The 16,316-nt window shown below is 70.4% G+C and carries 12 protein-coding genes; 9 read left to right on the top strand and 3 right to left on the bottom strand.

Features of this window, described 5'->3' with window-relative positions; genetic code table 11:
- Window positions 1–63: 63 nt before the first annotated feature.
- Window positions 64–2,133 (bottom strand): glycogen debranching protein GlgX, encoded by a 2,070-nt coding sequence (glgX, locus tag Q9R19_RS05510; protein WP_311255324.1) that lies wholly within the window; start codon window positions 2,131–2,133, stop codon window positions 64–66.
- Window positions 2,134–2,237: 104 nt separating this feature from the next.
- On the opposite strand from glgX, the gene Q9R19_RS05515 reads away from it, so the two are divergent.
- The 6 genes from Q9R19_RS05515 (at window position 2,238) to Q9R19_RS05540 (ending at window position 9,244) form a co-directional block, all read left to right on the top strand.
- Window positions 2,238–3,440, top strand: coding sequence for a cysteine desulfurase family protein (locus tag Q9R19_RS05515; protein ID WP_311255325.1), 1,203 nt, complete (start codon window positions 2,238–2,240; stop codon window positions 3,438–3,440).
- A 60-nt stretch (window positions 3,441–3,500) separates the two neighbouring features.
- On the top strand, window positions 3,501–4,595 hold the full coding sequence (gene mnmA, locus Q9R19_RS05520; RefSeq protein ID WP_311255326.1) for a tRNA 2-thiouridine(34) synthase MnmA: 1,095 nt from the start codon (window positions 3,501–3,503) through the stop codon (window positions 4,593–4,595).
- Between the two features lie 136 nt (window positions 4,596–4,731).
- Window positions 4,732–5,790, top strand: a complete 1,059-nt coding sequence (locus Q9R19_RS05525) for an OmpA family protein (protein ID WP_311255327.1) — start codon at window positions 4,732–4,734, stop codon at window positions 5,788–5,790.
- Window positions 5,787–6,377, top strand: coding sequence for a hypothetical protein (locus Q9R19_RS05530; protein ID WP_396653448.1), 591 nt, complete (start codon window positions 5,787–5,789; stop codon window positions 6,375–6,377). Before Q9R19_RS05525 ends, Q9R19_RS05530 begins: the two co-directional genes overlap by 4 nt.
- A gap of 40 nt (window positions 6,378–6,417) precedes the next feature.
- The gene (gene ligA, locus Q9R19_RS05535) at window positions 6,418–8,736 is read left to right on the top strand and encodes an NAD-dependent DNA ligase LigA (RefSeq protein WP_311255328.1); all 2,319 of its coding nucleotides are present in this window, start codon (window positions 6,418–6,420) and stop codon (window positions 8,734–8,736) included.
- A complete protein-coding gene (locus Q9R19_RS05540; RefSeq protein WP_311255329.1) occupies window positions 8,729–9,244 on the top strand; it encodes an AAA family ATPase in 516 nt (171 codons plus the stop codon). Before ligA ends, Q9R19_RS05540 begins: the two co-directional genes overlap by 8 nt.
- A 9-nt stretch (window positions 9,245–9,253) precedes the next feature.
- On the opposite strand, the gene Q9R19_RS05545 is transcribed toward Q9R19_RS05540, so the two are convergent.
- On the bottom strand, window positions 9,254–11,134 hold the full coding sequence (locus tag Q9R19_RS05545; RefSeq protein WP_396653449.1) for a DEAD/DEAH box helicase: 1,881 nt from the start codon (window positions 11,132–11,134) through the stop codon (window positions 9,254–9,256).
- Window positions 11,135–11,179: 45 nt separating this feature from the next.
- Entirely contained in the window at window positions 11,180–12,880 is a 1,701-nt protein-coding gene (locus Q9R19_RS05550; protein ID WP_311255330.1) for a long-chain-fatty-acid--CoA ligase, read from the bottom strand.
- A gap of 46 nt (window positions 12,881–12,926) precedes the next feature.
- Between Q9R19_RS05550 and gatC the strand changes: the two genes are divergently transcribed.
- The 3 genes from gatC to gatB are packed head-to-tail and all read left to right on the top strand — an operon-like array spanning window position 12,927 to window position 16,263.
- Window positions 12,927–13,226, top strand: coding sequence for an Asp-tRNA(Asn)/Glu-tRNA(Gln) amidotransferase subunit GatC (gene gatC, locus Q9R19_RS05555; protein WP_311255331.1), 300 nt, complete (start codon window positions 12,927–12,929; stop codon window positions 13,224–13,226).
- Complete coding sequence (gene gatA / locus Q9R19_RS05560) at window positions 13,223–14,737, top strand: Asp-tRNA(Asn)/Glu-tRNA(Gln) amidotransferase subunit GatA (protein WP_311255332.1); 1,515 nt, start codon at window positions 13,223–13,225, stop codon at window positions 14,735–14,737. The genes gatC and gatA overlap by 4 nt, the downstream gene beginning before the upstream one ends.
- A complete protein-coding gene (gene gatB / locus Q9R19_RS05565) occupies window positions 14,737–16,263 on the top strand; it encodes an Asp-tRNA(Asn)/Glu-tRNA(Gln) amidotransferase subunit GatB (RefSeq protein WP_311255333.1) in 1,527 nt (508 codons plus the stop codon). Before gatA ends, gatB begins: the two co-directional genes overlap by 1 nt.
- The last annotated feature ends 53 nt before the right edge of the window (window positions 16,264–16,316 follow it).

Genomic DNA, 16,316 nt, shown 5'->3' on the forward strand with positions numbered 1-16,316 from the left:
CCGCTCAGGACGATATCCGCCACCCCCTCGACATGCGGGTCGCGGCCGGTGCGCACACAGGCGTCACTCCACGCGGAACAGCCGCATCGAGGTGCCGGGGATCGGCAGCACGTCGCCGGGGGAGTACCGCGCGTGCGCCTGCGAAGGGGTCTCCTCCGCGCTGGACCACAGCTCGACGAAGCCGCCCGCACCCTCGATCGAGTCCGGCAGGCGCACGTCGATCGGCGCCTCCGTGCCGTGCACGATCAGCAGGATGCGGTTGGCCGCACCGTTCTCGGGGATGCTCGCCGCGACGTACTGCAGCGTGCGGTTGCGGGGGTCGTTCCACTGCTCGACCTCCATCGTCTCGCCGTGCTGGTCGAACCAGTCCATGACGGAGGAGTCGGGGATGTGCTCGCCCAGCCGGGCGTATCGCCCGGGGCGCAGGGCCGGGTTCTCGGCACGCAGCCGGGTGAGCAGCGACACATGCGCGGTGAGGTCGCGCTGCCACTGATCACGCTCCCAGTTCAGCCAGCTGAGCGGCGAGTCCTGACAGTAGGCGTTGTTGTTGCCGCGCTGGGTGCGACCGAACTCGTCGCCGGCGGTGATCATCGGCACCCCCGCGGACAGCAGCAGCGTGCCCAGCAGGTTGCGCATGGCCTTGCGCCGCTGGGCGAGGATCGCCGGGTCGTCGGTGGGGCCCTCCACGCCGTGGTTGAAGGACCGGTTCATCTCCGCGCCGTCGCGGTTGTTCTCGCCGTTGGCCTCGTTGTGCTTGAGGTCGTAGGAGACGAGGTCGTGCAGCGTGAAGCCGTCGTGCGCGGTGACGAAGTTGATGCTCGCGAGCGGGCCGCGCTCCTCGCTGTAGGTGTTCGCCGAGCCGGCGAGCCGGTTGGCGAAGCCGCCGATGCCGACCGGCGCCGAAGCGCGGCGCGCGTAGTCGATGTCGCTGAGCCAGAAGTTGCGGACGCGGTCGCGGTAGCGGTCGTTCCACTCGCTCCAGCCGTCGGGGAAGCCGCCGGTCTGCCAGCCGCCCAGGCCCACGTCCCACGGCTCGGCGATGATCTTCACATCCTGCAGCAGCGGATCCTCCCTGATCGCGGTCAGCAGCGGGTGCTCGCGGTCGAACTCGTGATTCGCGTCGCGGCCGAGGGCGGCGGCCAGATCGAAGCGGAAGCCGTCGATCTGCATCTCGGTGGCCCAGTAGCGCAGCGAATCCAGCACCAGCCGCGAGGCGGCGTCGGTCGAGGTGTTCAGCGTGTTCCCCACGCCCGTGGTGTCGATGTACGTGCCGTCGGGCTGCTGACGGTAGTAGGACGCGTTGTCGATGCCCCGCAGGCTGGATCGCGGACCGCCGATGCCCTCCTCGCTGGTGTGGTTGTAGACGACGTCCAGGATGACCTCGATGCCGGCCTCGTGCAGCAGCTTGACCATCCCCTTGAACTCGGCGAGCACGGCCTCGGGCCCGCCCTTGCGCGCCGAGTCGCTCGCGTAGGCGTTGTGCGGGGTGAAGAAGTTCAGGGTGTTGTAGCCCCAGTAGTTCGTCAGGCCCTTCTCGAGCAGCCGCGGCTCGGGCACGAACGCATGCACCGGCAGCAGCTCGACGGCGGTCACGCCGAGGCTCCGGTAGTAGGCGATCATGGCCGGATGCGCGAGTCCCGCATAGGTGCCGTGCAGCGCCGCCGTCACGTCGGGATGACGCTTGGTGAGGCCTTTGAGATGGCCCTCGTAGATGATCGTCCTCTCCAGCGGCGTCTGCGGCTTGGGCACTCCGCCCCAGTCGAACCCGTCCTCGATCACGACCGAGCGCCACTGCTCGTAGCCGTCTCCCTGGGCGAGTCCGCGGCCGTAAGGATCCAGCAGCAGCGTCTCGGAGTTGAACACGTTGCCGGGACCGTGCGGGCCGTCCACGCGCAGCGCGTACCGCGTGCCAGGCTCGAGCAGTTCGGTGGTGACCTCCCAGACGCCGCCGGGCTTGCGCTCCAGAGGCACTTGGGCGGTCTCCCAGTCCAGGTCGTCGGCGTCGAAGACGACGAGTTCGACGGAGGAGGCGTGCTGCGACCAGACGCGAAGCGTGCCGAGGCCGTCGTGCAGGCGCACGCCGAGGTCGTCGAGAGCGGAGCCGCCGAGGGCTGGCGTGGACTGCGCGGGCATGAGCACCAGCCTAAACGGCGGACCGCGGCTCGGTGAATCGCGGTGCCGCGCCCGGCGGGCCTCGGTCCTGCACCGCGAGACCGGGAGCGGGTGAGAATGGAAGGATGCGGTTCTATCTGGATCATGCGGCCACCACGTCGCTGCTGCCGGCGGCGCGCGACGCGTGGCTGGCGGCGGCCGAAGTGATCGGCAACGCGTCGTCGACTCACGGCGCGGGGCAGGATGCCCGGCGTGTGCTCGAGGAGTCCAGGGAGCGTGCGGCCGCGATGCTGGGATGCGACTCCATCGAGGTCGTGTTCACCTCGGGCGGCACCGAGTCGATCAACACGGCGCTGCGCGGACTGTGGGCGTCCCGCGTCGCGGGGGCGGACGGCATCGTGCTGCCGGACGCCGAGCACCACGCCACGACGGACACGGTGGCCGCGCTCGAGGCGGAGGGGGCGGTCGTCCATCGGGTGCCGGTCGACGCGCGGGCGATGATCGACCTCGGGGAGTTCGCCGCCGCGCTGCCGGGCGCGGGTGTCGCGACCGCGCTGGTCGCGAACAACGAGTGCGGCACGATCAACGACTCCGCCGCGCTGGCGCGCGAGGCGGCGCTGGCCGGAGTGCCGCTGCATCTGGATGCCGTCGCAGCCTGGGGGCACGCGCCGCTGTCGTACCGGACGCTGCGCGGCGCAGCGCCCGAGGGCGCCGGATTGGTGGCCCTGAGCGTGGCCGGACACAAGATCGGGGCTCCGGTGGGGACCGGCGCCCTGGTGGTGGACAGGAGCGCCAGGATGGCGCCGCTGCTGCGCGGCGGTGCGCAGCAGCGCGGTCTGCGGGCCGGCACGCAGGACGTGGCCGGCGCCGCGGCGCTGGCCGTCGCCCTCGAGGCGACCGAGGCCGAGCGGCGGAGCGAGTCTCAGCGAACGGCGCAGCTGCGCGACCGGCTGATCGCGGGCATCCTGCGCGAGGTGCCCGGTGCGCAGCTGCTGGGCGACCCCGTGGACCGTCTGCCGGGCAACGTGCACATGCTGTTCCCCGGCGCAGTGGGGGAGAGCCTGCTGTTCCTGCTCGACATGGCCGGCATCGCGGCATCCACCGGCTCCGCCTGCCAGGCTGGCGTCGCCGAGCCCTCGCACGTGGTGATGGCGATGGGTCACGACGAGGAGGACGCGCGCAGCGCGCTGCGGTTCACGCTCGGCCGGACCTCGACGGACGCCGACGTCGACGCGGTCCTCGGCGTGATCGCGGACGTGTACGCGAGAGCTCGTCATCGAGCGGTCCCGGGCTCCGGGCGAGCGCAGCCAGACGCATCCGGGCGCTGAGCCGGCGCCGTCGTGCGACGTGCGGCCCGCAGTCGGCCGTGCGCTCGTAGACTGGAGGTCATGCGTGTGCTGGCGGCGATGAGCGGTGGGGTGGACTCGGCGGTGGCGGCGGCGCGCGCCGTCGAAGCCGGGCACGAGGTCGTCGGCGTGCACCTGGCGCTCTCCCGCGCCGGCGGCACGCTGCGCACCGGAAGCCGCGGATGCTGCACGGTCGAGGACGCGCTGGACGCGCGTCGCGTGGCGGATCTGCTCGGCATCCCGTTCTACGTCTGGGACTTCTCCGAGCGCTTCCGCGACGACGTGATCGACGACTTCATCTCCGAGTACCGGGCCGGCCGCACCCCGAACCCGTGCCTGCGCTGCAACGAGAAGATCAAGTTCGCCGCCCTGCTCGAGCGTGCGCTCGAGCTCGGCTTCGACGCCGTCTGCACCGGGCACTATGCGACCCTCGTGGACGGCGAGGGCGGGCTCGAGCTGCACCGGGCGTCCGACAGCGCCAAGGACCAGTCCTACGTGCTGGGCGTGCTGAACGCGCAGCAGCTCGCGCACACCTACTTCCCGCTCGGCACCACGCCGTCGAAGGCGATCGTGCGGGCCGAGGCGGCCGAGCGGGGCATCACCGTGGCGCAGAAGCCCGACAGCCACGACATCTGCTTCATCCCGGATGGCGACACCCGCGGATGGCTGGCAGAGAAGGTCGGCACCGCGACGGGCGACGTCGTCGACCGCAGCGGCGAGATCGTGGGCTCGCACGAGGGCGCGCACGCGTTCACCGTCGGTCAGCGCCGGGGCCTGCGGCTGGGCGTGCCCGCGCCGGACGGCAAGCCGCGGTTCGTGCTGGAGGTGCGCCCGGTCACGAACACCGTCGTCGTCGGGCCCAAGGAGGCCCTGGCGATCGCCGAGATCTCGGGGGAGCGGTTCTCGTGGGCGGGCCCTGCGCCTGCGGTATCCGAGTTCGCCTGCGAGGTGCAGATCCGCGCTCACGCCGACCCTGTGCCCGCGACCGCGTTCGTCGCGGAAGAGGGCGTGCGCGTCGTGCCCGATGAACCGCTGGACGGCGTGGCCCCGGGCCAGAGCGCTGTGCTGTACGTCGGCACCCGGGTGCTCGGCCAGTTCACGATCGACACCACCGTGTCGGCCGTACCCGTCGGCTGAAGTCCTCGCCGCGTCGATGGGGAGAACGCCCCATCGACAGCGACAGGCTCCGCGATCACGCTGGTGAACGCACGTCGCACGTGCGAGGACCGACGCACACGACCGACGTCGCACCCGTGTCGAGGAAGGAGTTCTCGTGACACGTGGAAAGGTCATCGCCGGTCTCGCACTGCTGGGCATGCTCTCTCTGTCTGGACCGGGCGGAGCCGCGCACGCGGCATCGACGCCGCGCCCGAAGAACCCGTCCGCCGAAGTGCCGTACCAGGCGACCGTTGCGTATCGCACGGTCGGGACAGAGCTGGCCGAGGCCAAGTTCACGGTCCTCACCGTCGCCAGGATCAAGGGCGCGACGGTGGTCTACTACGCGCTCACGGATGCGACCCCCGGTGCGTACGGCTGGCTGCTCACTTCCCGAGTGCACCTGGGAACGCCGTACCGCGCAGGAAGTGCTTTCGACATCGGCCTCGTCGACGCGACAGGTCAGAAGTTCTACATGCCGCTCGAGAAGGACGGCGAGTGCCTGTGCGGCATCCCCGCCGATCTGGAGCCGACGGGCGACGGCACGGATCCGGTCGTGGGCTATGCGGTGATGCCGGAGCTGCCGGCCTCGCTCACCCACGTGAGCGTGCAGATCGGCGGGAACGCCACCATCCCCGACGTGCCGATCGCGAAGTCGCCGCCGAAGGGGAAGACGGTGGCTGCGCCTGTTCCGCTGGGCAACTGGCCGATCCTCCCGCGCGACTCGGAGATCGCGGCCGCGGATCCCGGAATCGTCACTCTCGACCTCATCGAGAACGTCGCCGACAAGCAGATGGCGACCTCGACCGACGCCACCTCGACGACGGTGGCACTCAACTCCGACGTGCTGTTCGAGTTCGGGAAGGCCGATCTCACGCCTCAGGCGTCGAGGACGCTGACTGACGTGGCCGCGGACATCGACAAGAGGGCGAAGGGTCCGGTCGCCATCACCGGGTACACCGACGCGGTGGGCAAGAATGCCGCGAACCAGGTGCTCTCCGAGCGGCGGGCGCAGTCGGTGCTGGCGGCTCTGAGACCGCTGGTCAAGAACCCGGCCGTGACCTTCACGATCGCCGGAAGAGGCGAGCAGGATCCGGTCGCCGACAACGGCACAGACGAGGGCAGGGCGCTGAATCGACGGGTCACGGTCGCCTACATCACGAAGGAGGCGGAGTGATGCGTCGTTCGGCATCCCTCATGGCGGCTGCCCTCCTGGTCGGGGGAGTGCTGCTCGCCGGCTGCACCGGCACCCCTGCGCCTGCGACACCGAAGCCGTCGCCGTCGAGTACGGCGCTCACGGCGAAGGACGTGGCGCAGAAGATCGACGGCACCGAGCTCTCCACGGCATCGCTCGCGCATGTCGACGGCACGGTGACCTCCGCCGGGAAGCAGATCAAGGTGCGCATCGATGTCGAGGAGGTGCGGGCGCTCAGGGACTCGACGATGCTGACGTGGCGGCTGTCGTCGACGTCCGGCCGGCAGGAGGACGTCGCGTCCTTCCAGTTCGCGGTCGCGCCCGACTTGGACACTCGCAACATCGCGCTCGTCGTCGACGGAGGCGACAGGGCGCTGCGTCCGTACACCTACCGCTATCAGAACGTCCCCGGTCGGGGGTCGGTCTGCCTGTGCGCGACCATCACCGGCACCGACGGCACAGGACTGCAGCTGACCGCACTGATGCCGCCGCTGCCGGATGAGGCGAAGAGGGTCGACGTGTCGATGCCCGGATTCGAGCTCATGAAGGCCGTGCCGGTGACTCGCTGAGGTCCCCGCCCATGTCGGCGGGCGCTCGTAGACTTGCGGGGTGCCGGAGAACATCTCACTGGAAGACGCCCGCAGCGAGGCGGAGGATCTGACGACGCGCATCCTCGACGCGAAGGACGCGTACTACGGGCGCGACACGTCGCTCGTCGATGACGCCACCTACGACGGCTGGATGCGCCGGCTCGACGAGCTCGAGCGCATGCATCCCGAGCTGCAGGGGCAGGATTCGCCGACGCAGCTGGTCGGCGCGGCCGAGTCGACCGGACTCGACACGATCGAGCACGCCGAGCGGATGCTGAGCCTGGACAACGTGTTCTCCCTGGACGAGCTCCGGGACTGGGAGACCAAGACGCGCGCCGCCGCCGGCCGCGACGTGGCCTGGCTGACCGAGCTGAAGATCGACGGCCTGGCGATCAACCTGCGCTACGAGAACGGCGTGCTCACCTCGGCCGCCACCCGCGGTGACGGGCGCGTGGGGGAGATCGTCACCGAGAACGCTCTGCGCCTGGACGACATCCCCGAGCGGCTGTCGGGCACCGGGCATCCGGAGATCGTCGAGGTGCGCGGTGAGGTGTTCATCCCCGTCGCCGCCTTCGAGCGACTGAACGCCGCACAGGCGGAGTTCCGCGACCGCGCCTACGGCGACGCGCTGCAGCGATGGCAGTCGCGCAGCGGCGCCAAGCGGCCCTTCGACGAGGAGAAGGCGCGTGCGGCGGCCGCACGGCGCTTCCCGGCGTTCGCGAATCCTCGCAACGCCGCCAGCGGCGGACTGCGACAGCAGCTCGAGAAGAAGAGCGGCCTCGAGCTCGAGGCGGGCCGGCTGCGCACGGCCTCGCTCTCACTGTACGTGCACGGCATCGGCGCGTGGCCGAATCCGCCGGTCGCCGCGCAGAGTCAGGTGTACGACCTGCTCGCGGAGTGGGGCCTGCCCACCAGCCCGCACACGAGGGTGTGCCACTCGACCGACGAGGTCGCGGAGTTCGTGGAGCACTACGGCGAGCACCGCCACGACGTCGAGCACGAGCTGGACGGCATCGTCGTGAAGGTCGACGAGCTCGAGCTGCACGCCGAACTGGGGGAGACCAGCCGGGCACCGCGCTGGGCGATCGCCTACAAGTACCCGCCGGAGGAGGTGCAGACGACGCTGCTCGACATCGTCGTGTCCGTGGGCCGCACCGGACGCGCCACCCCGTTCGCCGTGATGGCGCCCGCGCAGGTCGCGGGATCGGTCGTGCGCCAGGCGACGCTGCACAACAAGGACGTCGTCAAGGCGAAGGGCGTGCTCATCGGCGACACCGTCGTGCTGCGCAAGGCGGGCGATGTGATCCCCGAGGTGCTGGGACCGGTGGTGGAGCGACGGGACGGCACCGAGCGCGAGTTCGTCATGCCCGATCGCTGCCCCGAGTGCGGAACGCCGCTGCGTGCGATGAAGGAGGGCGACATCGATCTGCGCTGCCCGAACGCGCGGTCGTGCCCCGCCCAGGTGCGCGGACGCGTCGAGCACATCGGCTCACGCGGTGCGCTGGATGTCGAGGCGCTCGGTGAGGTGACGGCCGCGGCGCTCACGCAGGCGGAGCCGCCGGCATCCGCGCCCCTGCTCACCGAGGCGGGCCTGTTCGATCTCGTTCTCGAGGACCTGGTGCCGATCTCGGTGGTCGTCCGCGACGCGGAGACCGGCCTGCCCAAGGAGGACGACGACGGCGTCGTGAAGACCCGTTCGCCGTTCCGCCGCAACCCCACGGCCGACGAGAAGAGGTCCGGCATCGTGGGGCCGCAGCCCTCCTCGGCCGCGGTGAAGCTGCTCGCGGAGCTGGAGAAGGCGAAGAGCAAGGATCTCTGGCGCCTGCTGGTCGCCCTGAACATCCGTCATGTCGGTCCCGTTGCCGCACGCGCGCTGGCGCAGTGGTTCGGTTCGCTGGATGCCATCCGCGCGGCGAGCCGCGACGAGCTGGCGGCGGTGGAGGGTGTGGGCGGCATCATCGCGGACTCGCTGCTGAGCTGGTTCGAGGTGGACTGGCATCAGGACATCGTGCGGCAATGGACGGATGCCGGGGTGCGCTGGTCCACGCCCGGGCACCCGGGGCCCGGCGCGGCCACCGCGGGCGGCGGGGTGCTGGAGGGACTCACCGTCGTCGCGACGGGAACGCTGGAGGGCTACACGCGCGAGGGCGCGCAGGAGGCGATCATCAACGCCGGTGGCAAGGCGGCGTCATCCGTCTCGAAGAAGACGGACTTCGTCGCGGCGGGGCCGGGTGCGGGCTCGAAGCTGGCGAAGGCCGAGGAGCTCGGCATCCGCATCCTGGACGCCGCCCAGTTCCACGTGCTGGTGACGAAGGGGCCGGACGCGCTGGATGCCTGACCGCCTCATCGTCCTGAACGGCATGGCCGGCGCGGGCAAGACGACCCTGGCGCGTCCGCTGGCGGCCGAGCTCGGCGTGCCGCTGGTCTCGAAGGACGCGATCAAGGAGGCGCTCGGCGACGCGGTGGATGCTCCGCTGCCGACCCGCGCCCTCGGGGCCCTCGCAGCGGATGCGCTCTGGCGGATCGTCGCGATGCTGCACGGGACGGTGCTCGTGGAGTCGGTGTGGCTGGCCGGCCGCGACGAGGAGTGGTTCCGTCGCGGCTGGGAATCCGCCGGCTCGCCGACCGGGCTCGAGGTGTGGTGCGAGGCTCCGCGCGAGATCATGCGCGAGCGGTTCTTCACGCGTCCGCGGCACGCGGTGCACGACGATCGCGGACGACAGGACGAGTGGGAGCGCTTCGCGGAGCTCGCGCGCCCGATGACAGGTCTGCCCGTGGTGCGGGTCGACACCGCGGGTCCTGTGGATGTGACGGCACTCGCGGCGCGGCTGAATGTCCTGCTCTGACGCTGTGCGTCAGTTCTTGTGGCGTGGCTTGCGCGCGGGACGGTCGTCGCGGTTGTGGCTCCGTTCACGACTTCCATCGCGTCCACGCCGGTCGTCCTGATATCCGCTACGGTGGGGGCCATCGCGCCGGTCGTCCCGCTCGCGCGGCGCACGCCGATTCGGCACGCCGCGATCGGGTCTGATCTCGATCAGGCGGCCGGAGATGCGCGTGTCGCGCAGCTTGTCGAGCACGGCGGGGTCGAGGTTGACCGGCAGTTCCACGATGGAGAACTCCGGCTTGATGGCGATGGCACCGAAGTCGTCGCGGCCGAGGCCGCCCTCGTTCGCCAGCGCGCCGACGATCTGACGCGGTTCCACGCGATGGCGTCGGCCCACCTCGATGCGGTAGGGCGTGTAGTCACCGCGGCCGCGACGCTCGCGCGGGCCGCGATCCGCGCGCTCCGGCCGCTCGCTTCGCTCGCGCGGCGGACGGTTGTCGCGCGCCACAGCCCTGGACAGCTCGTCGCGTTCGGGGTCGAGCAGCAGCGGCGTCTCGCCCTGGGCGACGACGGCAAGGGCGGCGGCCACGTCCGCCTCGGGCACGTCGTGGTGTCGCACGTAGTGCGCGATGATGTCGCGGAACGCCTCGATCCGGCCGGTCTCCTCGAGCGCTGCCGTGATGGCGTCGTCGAAGCGGTTCAGGCGGGTCGTGTTGACGTCTTCGGTGGTCGGCAGCTGCATCTGGGCGGGCTGCTGCCGCGTCGCCTTCTCGATGTGCTTCAGCAGGTAGCGCTCGCGCGGGGTGATGAAGCTGATCGCGTCACCCGACCGACCGGCACGGCCCGTGCGGCCGATGCGGTGCACGTACGACTCGGTGTCGGTGGGGATGTCGAAGTTCACCACGTGGCTGATGCGCTCCACATCCAGACCGCGCGCGGCCACGTCGGTGGCGACGAGGATGTCGAGCTTGCCGTCCTTGAGCTGGTTGACGCTGCGCTCGCGCTGCACCTGCGGCACGTCTCCGTTGATCGCTGCGGCCGAGTAGCCCCGCGCGCGCAGTTTCTCGGCGAGCGTCTCGGTCTCGTTCTTCGTGCGGACGAACACGATCATCCCGTCGAAGTTCTCCACCTCGAGGATGCGGGTCAGGGCATCCACCTTCTGCGCGTAGGAGACGACCAGGTAGCGCTGCGTGATGTTCTGGTTGGTGGTGGTCTTCGCCTTGATCGCGATCTCTTCGGGCACGTTCAGGTACTTCTGCGCGAGCCGGCGGATCGCGGCGGGCATGGTCGCGGAGAACAGCGCGACCTGCTTGTCGTCGGGAGTCTGCGCCAGGATCTGCTCGACGTCCTCGGCGAAGCCCATCTTCAGCATCTCGTCGGCCTCGTCGAGCACCAGGTACTTCAGCTCAGACAGGTCCAGCGTGCCCTTGGCCTGGTGGTCCATGATGCGACCCGGGGTGCCGACCACGATGTGCACGCCCCTCCGCAGCGCCGAGAGCTGCACGCCGTATCCCTGGCCGCCGTACACGGGCAGCACCCGCACGTCCTTCATGCGCGACGAGTACGACTCGAACGCCTCGCACACCTGCAGCGCGAGCTCCCGCGTGGGAGCGAGCACGAGCGCCTGGGGCGTCTTCTGCGACAGGTCCAGCTGCTCGAGCACCGGTAGCGCGAACGCCGCGGTCTTGCCGGTCCCGGTCTGCGCGGTGCCGAGCACGTCGCGCCCCTGCAGCAGCAGCGGGATCGTGGCCGCCTGGATCGGCGAGGGGGTCTCGTAGCCCAGATCGCGGATGGCCTTGAGCACCGGGCCGGTGATGCCGAGCTCGTCGAAGCCGGGCTTCGAGGTCTCCTCGGCGGTCGGCTCGGAGGTCTCGGCGGCGGGCTCGGCAGCGGCGGTGTCGTCAGCAGTCACCAGCTAACGATAGTGCCTGCGCCTGGACGATCGCAGGACGTCCGGTCAGGCACCCGAGGTCAGCGCGATCAGTCTCTCCTTCACCTGACGGCGCAGCACCTTGCCGATCAGCGAGGTGGGCAGCTCGTCGACGACGAAGATGCGACGCGGAACCTTGTACGGGGTGAGGATGCCGCGGGCGAACTCGCGGATCGCCTCCACGTCGACGTCCTTCGCTCCGTCGACCACGATGGCGGCGACGACCTCTTCGCCGGAATGAACGCTGGGCAGGCCCACGACCGCGGCATCCAGAACATCCGGATGCTGGCGCAGGGCGACCTCGACCTCCGTCGGGGCGACGTTGAAGCCCCCGGTGATGATCAGCTCCTTGATGCGATCCACGATGCGCACGAAGCCGGCCTCATCGATCGTGACGATGTCGCCGGTGCGGAACCAGCCGTCGACGAAGACCGCCTCTGTCGCCTCGGGTTTGCCGTAATAGCCCGAGAACACCTGCGGACCGCGCACGACCAGCTCCCCGGCCGAGCCCGCCGGAACGTCCCGGGCGGGGTCCTCAGGATCGACGACGCGGCACTCGGTGCCCGGCAGCGGCAGCCCGACGGTGCCGGCGACACGGTTGCCGGCGACCGGGTTCGCCATGAGCACGGGCGAGCACTCGCTGAGTCCGTAGCCCTCCACCAGGTAGCCGCCCGACGCCTGCTCGAACGGCACGACCAGGTCGTGCGCGAGTGCCATCGCGCCGGAGATCGCGACCTCGGTTCCCCTCAGCGACACACCCTTCTCGTTCGCAGCCTTCAGCAGGCGCTCGGCGATCGGCGGCACGAGCGGCAGGAACGTGGCGGGATGCTTCTTGGTGACCTCGAGCACCAGGTCCGGGTCGAACTTCGGGAAGAGCACCAGCCGGGCGCCCATCGACATCGCGAAGGTCAGGCAGAGCGTGAGCCCGTAGGCATGGAACATCGGCAGCACCGCGTACACGACGCACCCGTTCCCGCGGGTGATCGAGGGCACCCACGCCTGTGCCTGCGCCGCGTTGGCGAGCAGGTTGCGATGCGTGAGCGAGGCGCCCTTGGGCGTGCCGGTGGTGCCGGAGGTGTACTGGATGATCGCCAGATCGTCAGTCTGCGGACGCGGGTGCGAGGAGGGGAGGGGCGGCGACGCCACCAGGTCGTCCCAGGAGAGCGCGCCCCGCACCCTGGTGGTCAGGGCGTCGCGAGACTCGCGGGCCTTCGCGATGGGCAGCCGCAGCAGCATCCGGGTCAGGAAGGGCATCGCCCTGGTGACGTCGACCGAGATCAGCGACGTCACCGCGAGGTCCTCCGGGAAGTCCTGCACGGTCTCGACGACCTTGCTCCACACGATGGCGTGCACGGCGCCGTGATCCTCGAACTGCTTGCGCAGCTCACGCGGCGTGTAGAGCGGGTTGTGCTCGACCACGACGGCCCCCAGTCGCAGCACCGCGTAGAAGGCGATGATGTGCTGCGGGCAGTTCGGCAGCACGATGGCGACCGGGTCGCCCGCCCTGACGCCGAGTTCGCGCAGGCCGTTCGCCGCGCGCTCGATGGCATCCTGCATCTGGCGGTACGTGGTCTCCGCGCCGAAGAACTGCAGCGCCGCGGCGTCCGGGTAGTCCCGCACCGATGCCTCGACGATGTCGATCAGCGAACCGGTCACCGGCGGGAGATCCTCCGGCACGCCTTCGGCATAGCTGGCGGTCCATGGGCGGGGCGGAACGAACTCGGTCACCCGCCCAGCTTACGTGGCGGGGCCCGCGCTCTCGTAGACTGGACGGGTGTCTGAAATCACCCCCGATCTCGTGCGCCATCTCGGCGTGCTCGCGCGCATCCAGCTCTCCGACGACGAGGTGACCCGGCTGACCGGTCAGCTCGACGCCATCGTCGACAACATTGCGAAGGTCTCGCAGGTGGCGACTCCGGATGTCGTGGCCACCAGCCACCCGATCGCGATGAGCAACGTCTTCCGGCCTGATGAGGTGGGAGGGACGCTCACGCACGAGCAGGTGCTGCAGAATGCCCCGGATGCCGCCGACGGCCGCTTCCGCGTGACCGCGATCCTGGGAGAAGAGCAGTGAGCGAGATCATCCGGCTGACCGCCGCGGAGCTGAGCGAGAAGCTCGCCGCGCGCGAGATCTCCAGCGTCGAGGCCACCCAGGCGCATCTGGACCGCATCGCCGCCGTCGACGGCGACGTGCACGCCTTCCTGCACGTCAACGAGAACGCGCTGAGCGTCGCCGCGGACATCGATGAGCGTCGCGCCGCAGGCGAGCAGCTGGGCCCGGTGGCCGGTGTGCCGCTGGCGGTCAAGGACGTCCTGGTGACCACCGACATGCCCTCCACCAGCGGATCGAGGATCCTCGAAGGGTACATGTCGCCGTTCGATGCGACGGTCGTCGCGCGCTCGCGTGCGGCAGGACTCGTCCCGCTCGGCAAGACCAACATGGACGAGTTCGCGATGGGATCCTCCACCGAGCACTCCGCCTTCGGCCCCACCCGCAACCCGTGGGACCTCGAGCGCATCCCCGGCGGATCGGGCGGCGGTTCGGCGGCGGCGGTCGCCGCGTTCGAGGCCCCGCTGGCACTCGGATCGGACACCGGCGGCTCGATCCGGCAGCCCGCGCACGTCACCGGCACCGTGGGCATCAAGCCGACCTACGGCGGCGTGAGCCGGTACGGCTCCATCGCCCTGGCATCCAGCCTGGACCAGGTCGGCCCGGTCACCCGCACGGTGCTGGATGCCGGACTGCTGCACGATGTGATCGGCGGGCACGACCCGCACGACTCCACCTCGCTGCCGCAGGAGTGGCCGTCGTTCGCCGCAGCGGCCCGCGAGGGCGCGACGGGCGAGGCGCTGAAGGGGCTGAAGGTCGGCGTGATCAAGGAGCTGGCCGACTCCGGCTTCCAAGCCGGCGTCGCGGCCTCGTTCCGCGACGCGCTCGAGCTCATGCAGGCGCAGGGCGCCGAGATCGTCGAGATCTCCGCACCGCACTTCGAGTACGGGGTCGCCGCGTACTACCTGATCCTTCCCGCCGAGGCATCCAGCAACCTGGCCAAGTTCGACTCCGTCCGTTTCGGCCTGCGCGTCACGCCCCCCGGCGGCGCCACGGTGGAGGACGTCATGTCCGCCACGCGCGACGCCGGCTTCGGGCCCGAGGTGAAGCGTCGCATCATCCTGGGCACCTACGCGCTGTCGGCCGGATACTACGACGCCTACTACGGCAGCGCGCAGAAGGTGCGCACGCTGATCCAGCGCGACTTCGACCAGGCGTTCGCCCAGGTCGATGTGATCGCCACGCCGTCGGCGCCGACCACCGCATTCCGGCTCGGCGAGAAGATCGACGATCCGCTGCAGATGTACCTGAACGACCTGACCACGATCCCGGCGAACCTCGCCGGTGTCCCCGGCATCTCCATCCCGTCGGGTCTGGCCGCCGAGGACGGGCTGCCCGTCGGCATCCAGTTCCTCGCGCCGGTTCGCGAGGACGCGCGGCTCTACCGCGTCGGCGCGGCGCTCGAGACGGCGCTGGTGGATGCCTGGGGTGCGCCGCTGCTGGAGAAGGCACCGATCCTCGGAGGAGCACGCTGATGGCCGCCGTCACGCTGATGGATTACGACAAGGCGCTGGAACTGTTCGAGCCCGTGCTCGGCTTCGAGGTGCACGTCGAGCTGAACACGCGCACGAAGATGTTCTCCGCCGCTCCCAACCCCGCGAACGACGAGTTCCACGGCGCCGAGCCGAACACCCTCATCGCGCCCGTCGACCTGGGGCTTCCGGGTTCGCTGCCGGTCGTCAACGAGACCGCCGTGCGCTCGTCGATCAGCCTGGGGCTCGCGCTGGGCTGCTCGATCGCGGAGTCCAGCCGCTTCGCCCGGAAGAACTACTTCTACCCGGACCTGGGCAAGAACTACCAGATCTCGCAGTACGACGAGCCGATCGCGTTCGAGGGCTCGGTGGAGGTCGAGCTGGAGGACGGCACGCTGGTGACCATCCCGGTCGAGCGCGCGCATATGGAGGAGGATGCCGGAAAGCTCACGCACATGGGCTCGACCGGTCGCATCCAGGGCGCGGAGTACTCGCTGGTGGACTACAACCGTGCGGGTGTGCCGCTGGTCGAGATCGTCACCAAGCCGATCTTCGGCGCAGAGCACCGTGCGCCCGAGTACGCCAAGGCGTACATCTCGGCGATCCGGGACATCGTGCGCGGACTCGGCATCTCGGAGGCGCGCCTGGAGCGCGGAAACCTGCGGTGCGACGCGAACGTCTCGCTGCGGCGTCGCGTTCCGGCCGGCCGGCCCGCCGAGCCACTCGGCACCCGCACCGAGACGAAGAACGTCAACTCCATGCGCTCGGTCGAGCGCGCGGTGCGCTACGAGATCCAGCGCCAGGCGGCGATCCTCGCCGACGGCGGCACCATCACCCAGGAGACGCGGCACTGGCACGAGGACACCGGCACGACCTCGCCGGGTCGTCCCAAGTCGGATGCCGATGACTACCGCTACTTCCCGGAGCCGGACCTGCTGCCCGTGCAGCCGGCCCGCGAGCTGGTGGAGGAGCTGCGTGCGGCGCTGCCCGAGCAGCCGGTCGCGCGCCGCCGCAGGCTGAAGGCCGAGTGGGGTTTCACCGATCTGGAGTTCCAGGACGTGCGCAACGGCGGGCTGGTCGAGGTCGTCGAGGCCACCATCGCGGCTGGCGCGTCGCCGGCGTCTGCCCGCAAATGGTGGACCGGTGAGATCACCCGGCTCGCGAACGCCGCCGAGAAGGATGCCGTCGATCTGATCGGCCCGGATGACGTCGCCGCGCTGCAGCAGCTGGTGGATGCCGGCACGCTGACCGACAAGCTCGCCCGCCAGGTGCTCGAGGGCGTCATCGCGGGCGAGGGCACCCCGCAGCAGGTCGTGGATGCTCGCGGACTCGCCGTCGTCTCGGACGACGGCGCGCTGATCGCCGCGATCGACGAGGCGCTCGCCGCGCAGCCCGACGTGCTCGCGAAGATCAAGGACGGCAAGGTGCAGGCCGCCGGAGCGATCATCGGCGCCGTGATGAAGGCCATGAAGGGCCAGGCCGACGCCGCACGGGTACGGGAGCTGATCCTGGAGCGCGCCGCGCAGTAGCCGCGCACCGGCGCCGCTGCCGGTGCGCCGGCGCCGATGCGCCGATGTCGGCG

The sequence above is a fragment of the Microbacterium sp. ARD32 genome (genome assembly GCF_031844385.1).
Lineage (GTDB): Bacteria > Actinomycetota > Actinomycetes > Actinomycetales > Microbacteriaceae > Microbacterium.

Excerpts from the sequence above, each read along its gene's own strand:
- glgX (WP_311255324.1), bottom strand. The coding sequence starts at position 2,133 with ATGCCCGCGCAGTCCACGCCAGCCCTCGGCGGCTCCGCTCTCGACGAC.
- Q9R19_RS05515 (WP_311255325.1), top strand. The coding sequence starts at position 2,238 with ATGCGGTTCTATCTGGATCATGCGGCCACCACGTCGCTGCTGCCGGCG.
- mnmA (WP_311255326.1), top strand. The coding sequence starts at position 3,501 with ATGCGTGTGCTGGCGGCGATGAGCGGTGGGGTGGACTCGGCGGTGGCG.
- Q9R19_RS05540 (WP_311255329.1), top strand. The coding sequence starts at position 8,729 with ATGCCTGACCGCCTCATCGTCCTGAACGGCATGGCCGGCGCGGGCAAG.
- gatB (WP_311255333.1), top strand. The coding sequence starts at position 14,737 with ATGGCCGCCGTCACGCTGATGGATTACGACAAGGCGCTGGAACTGTTC.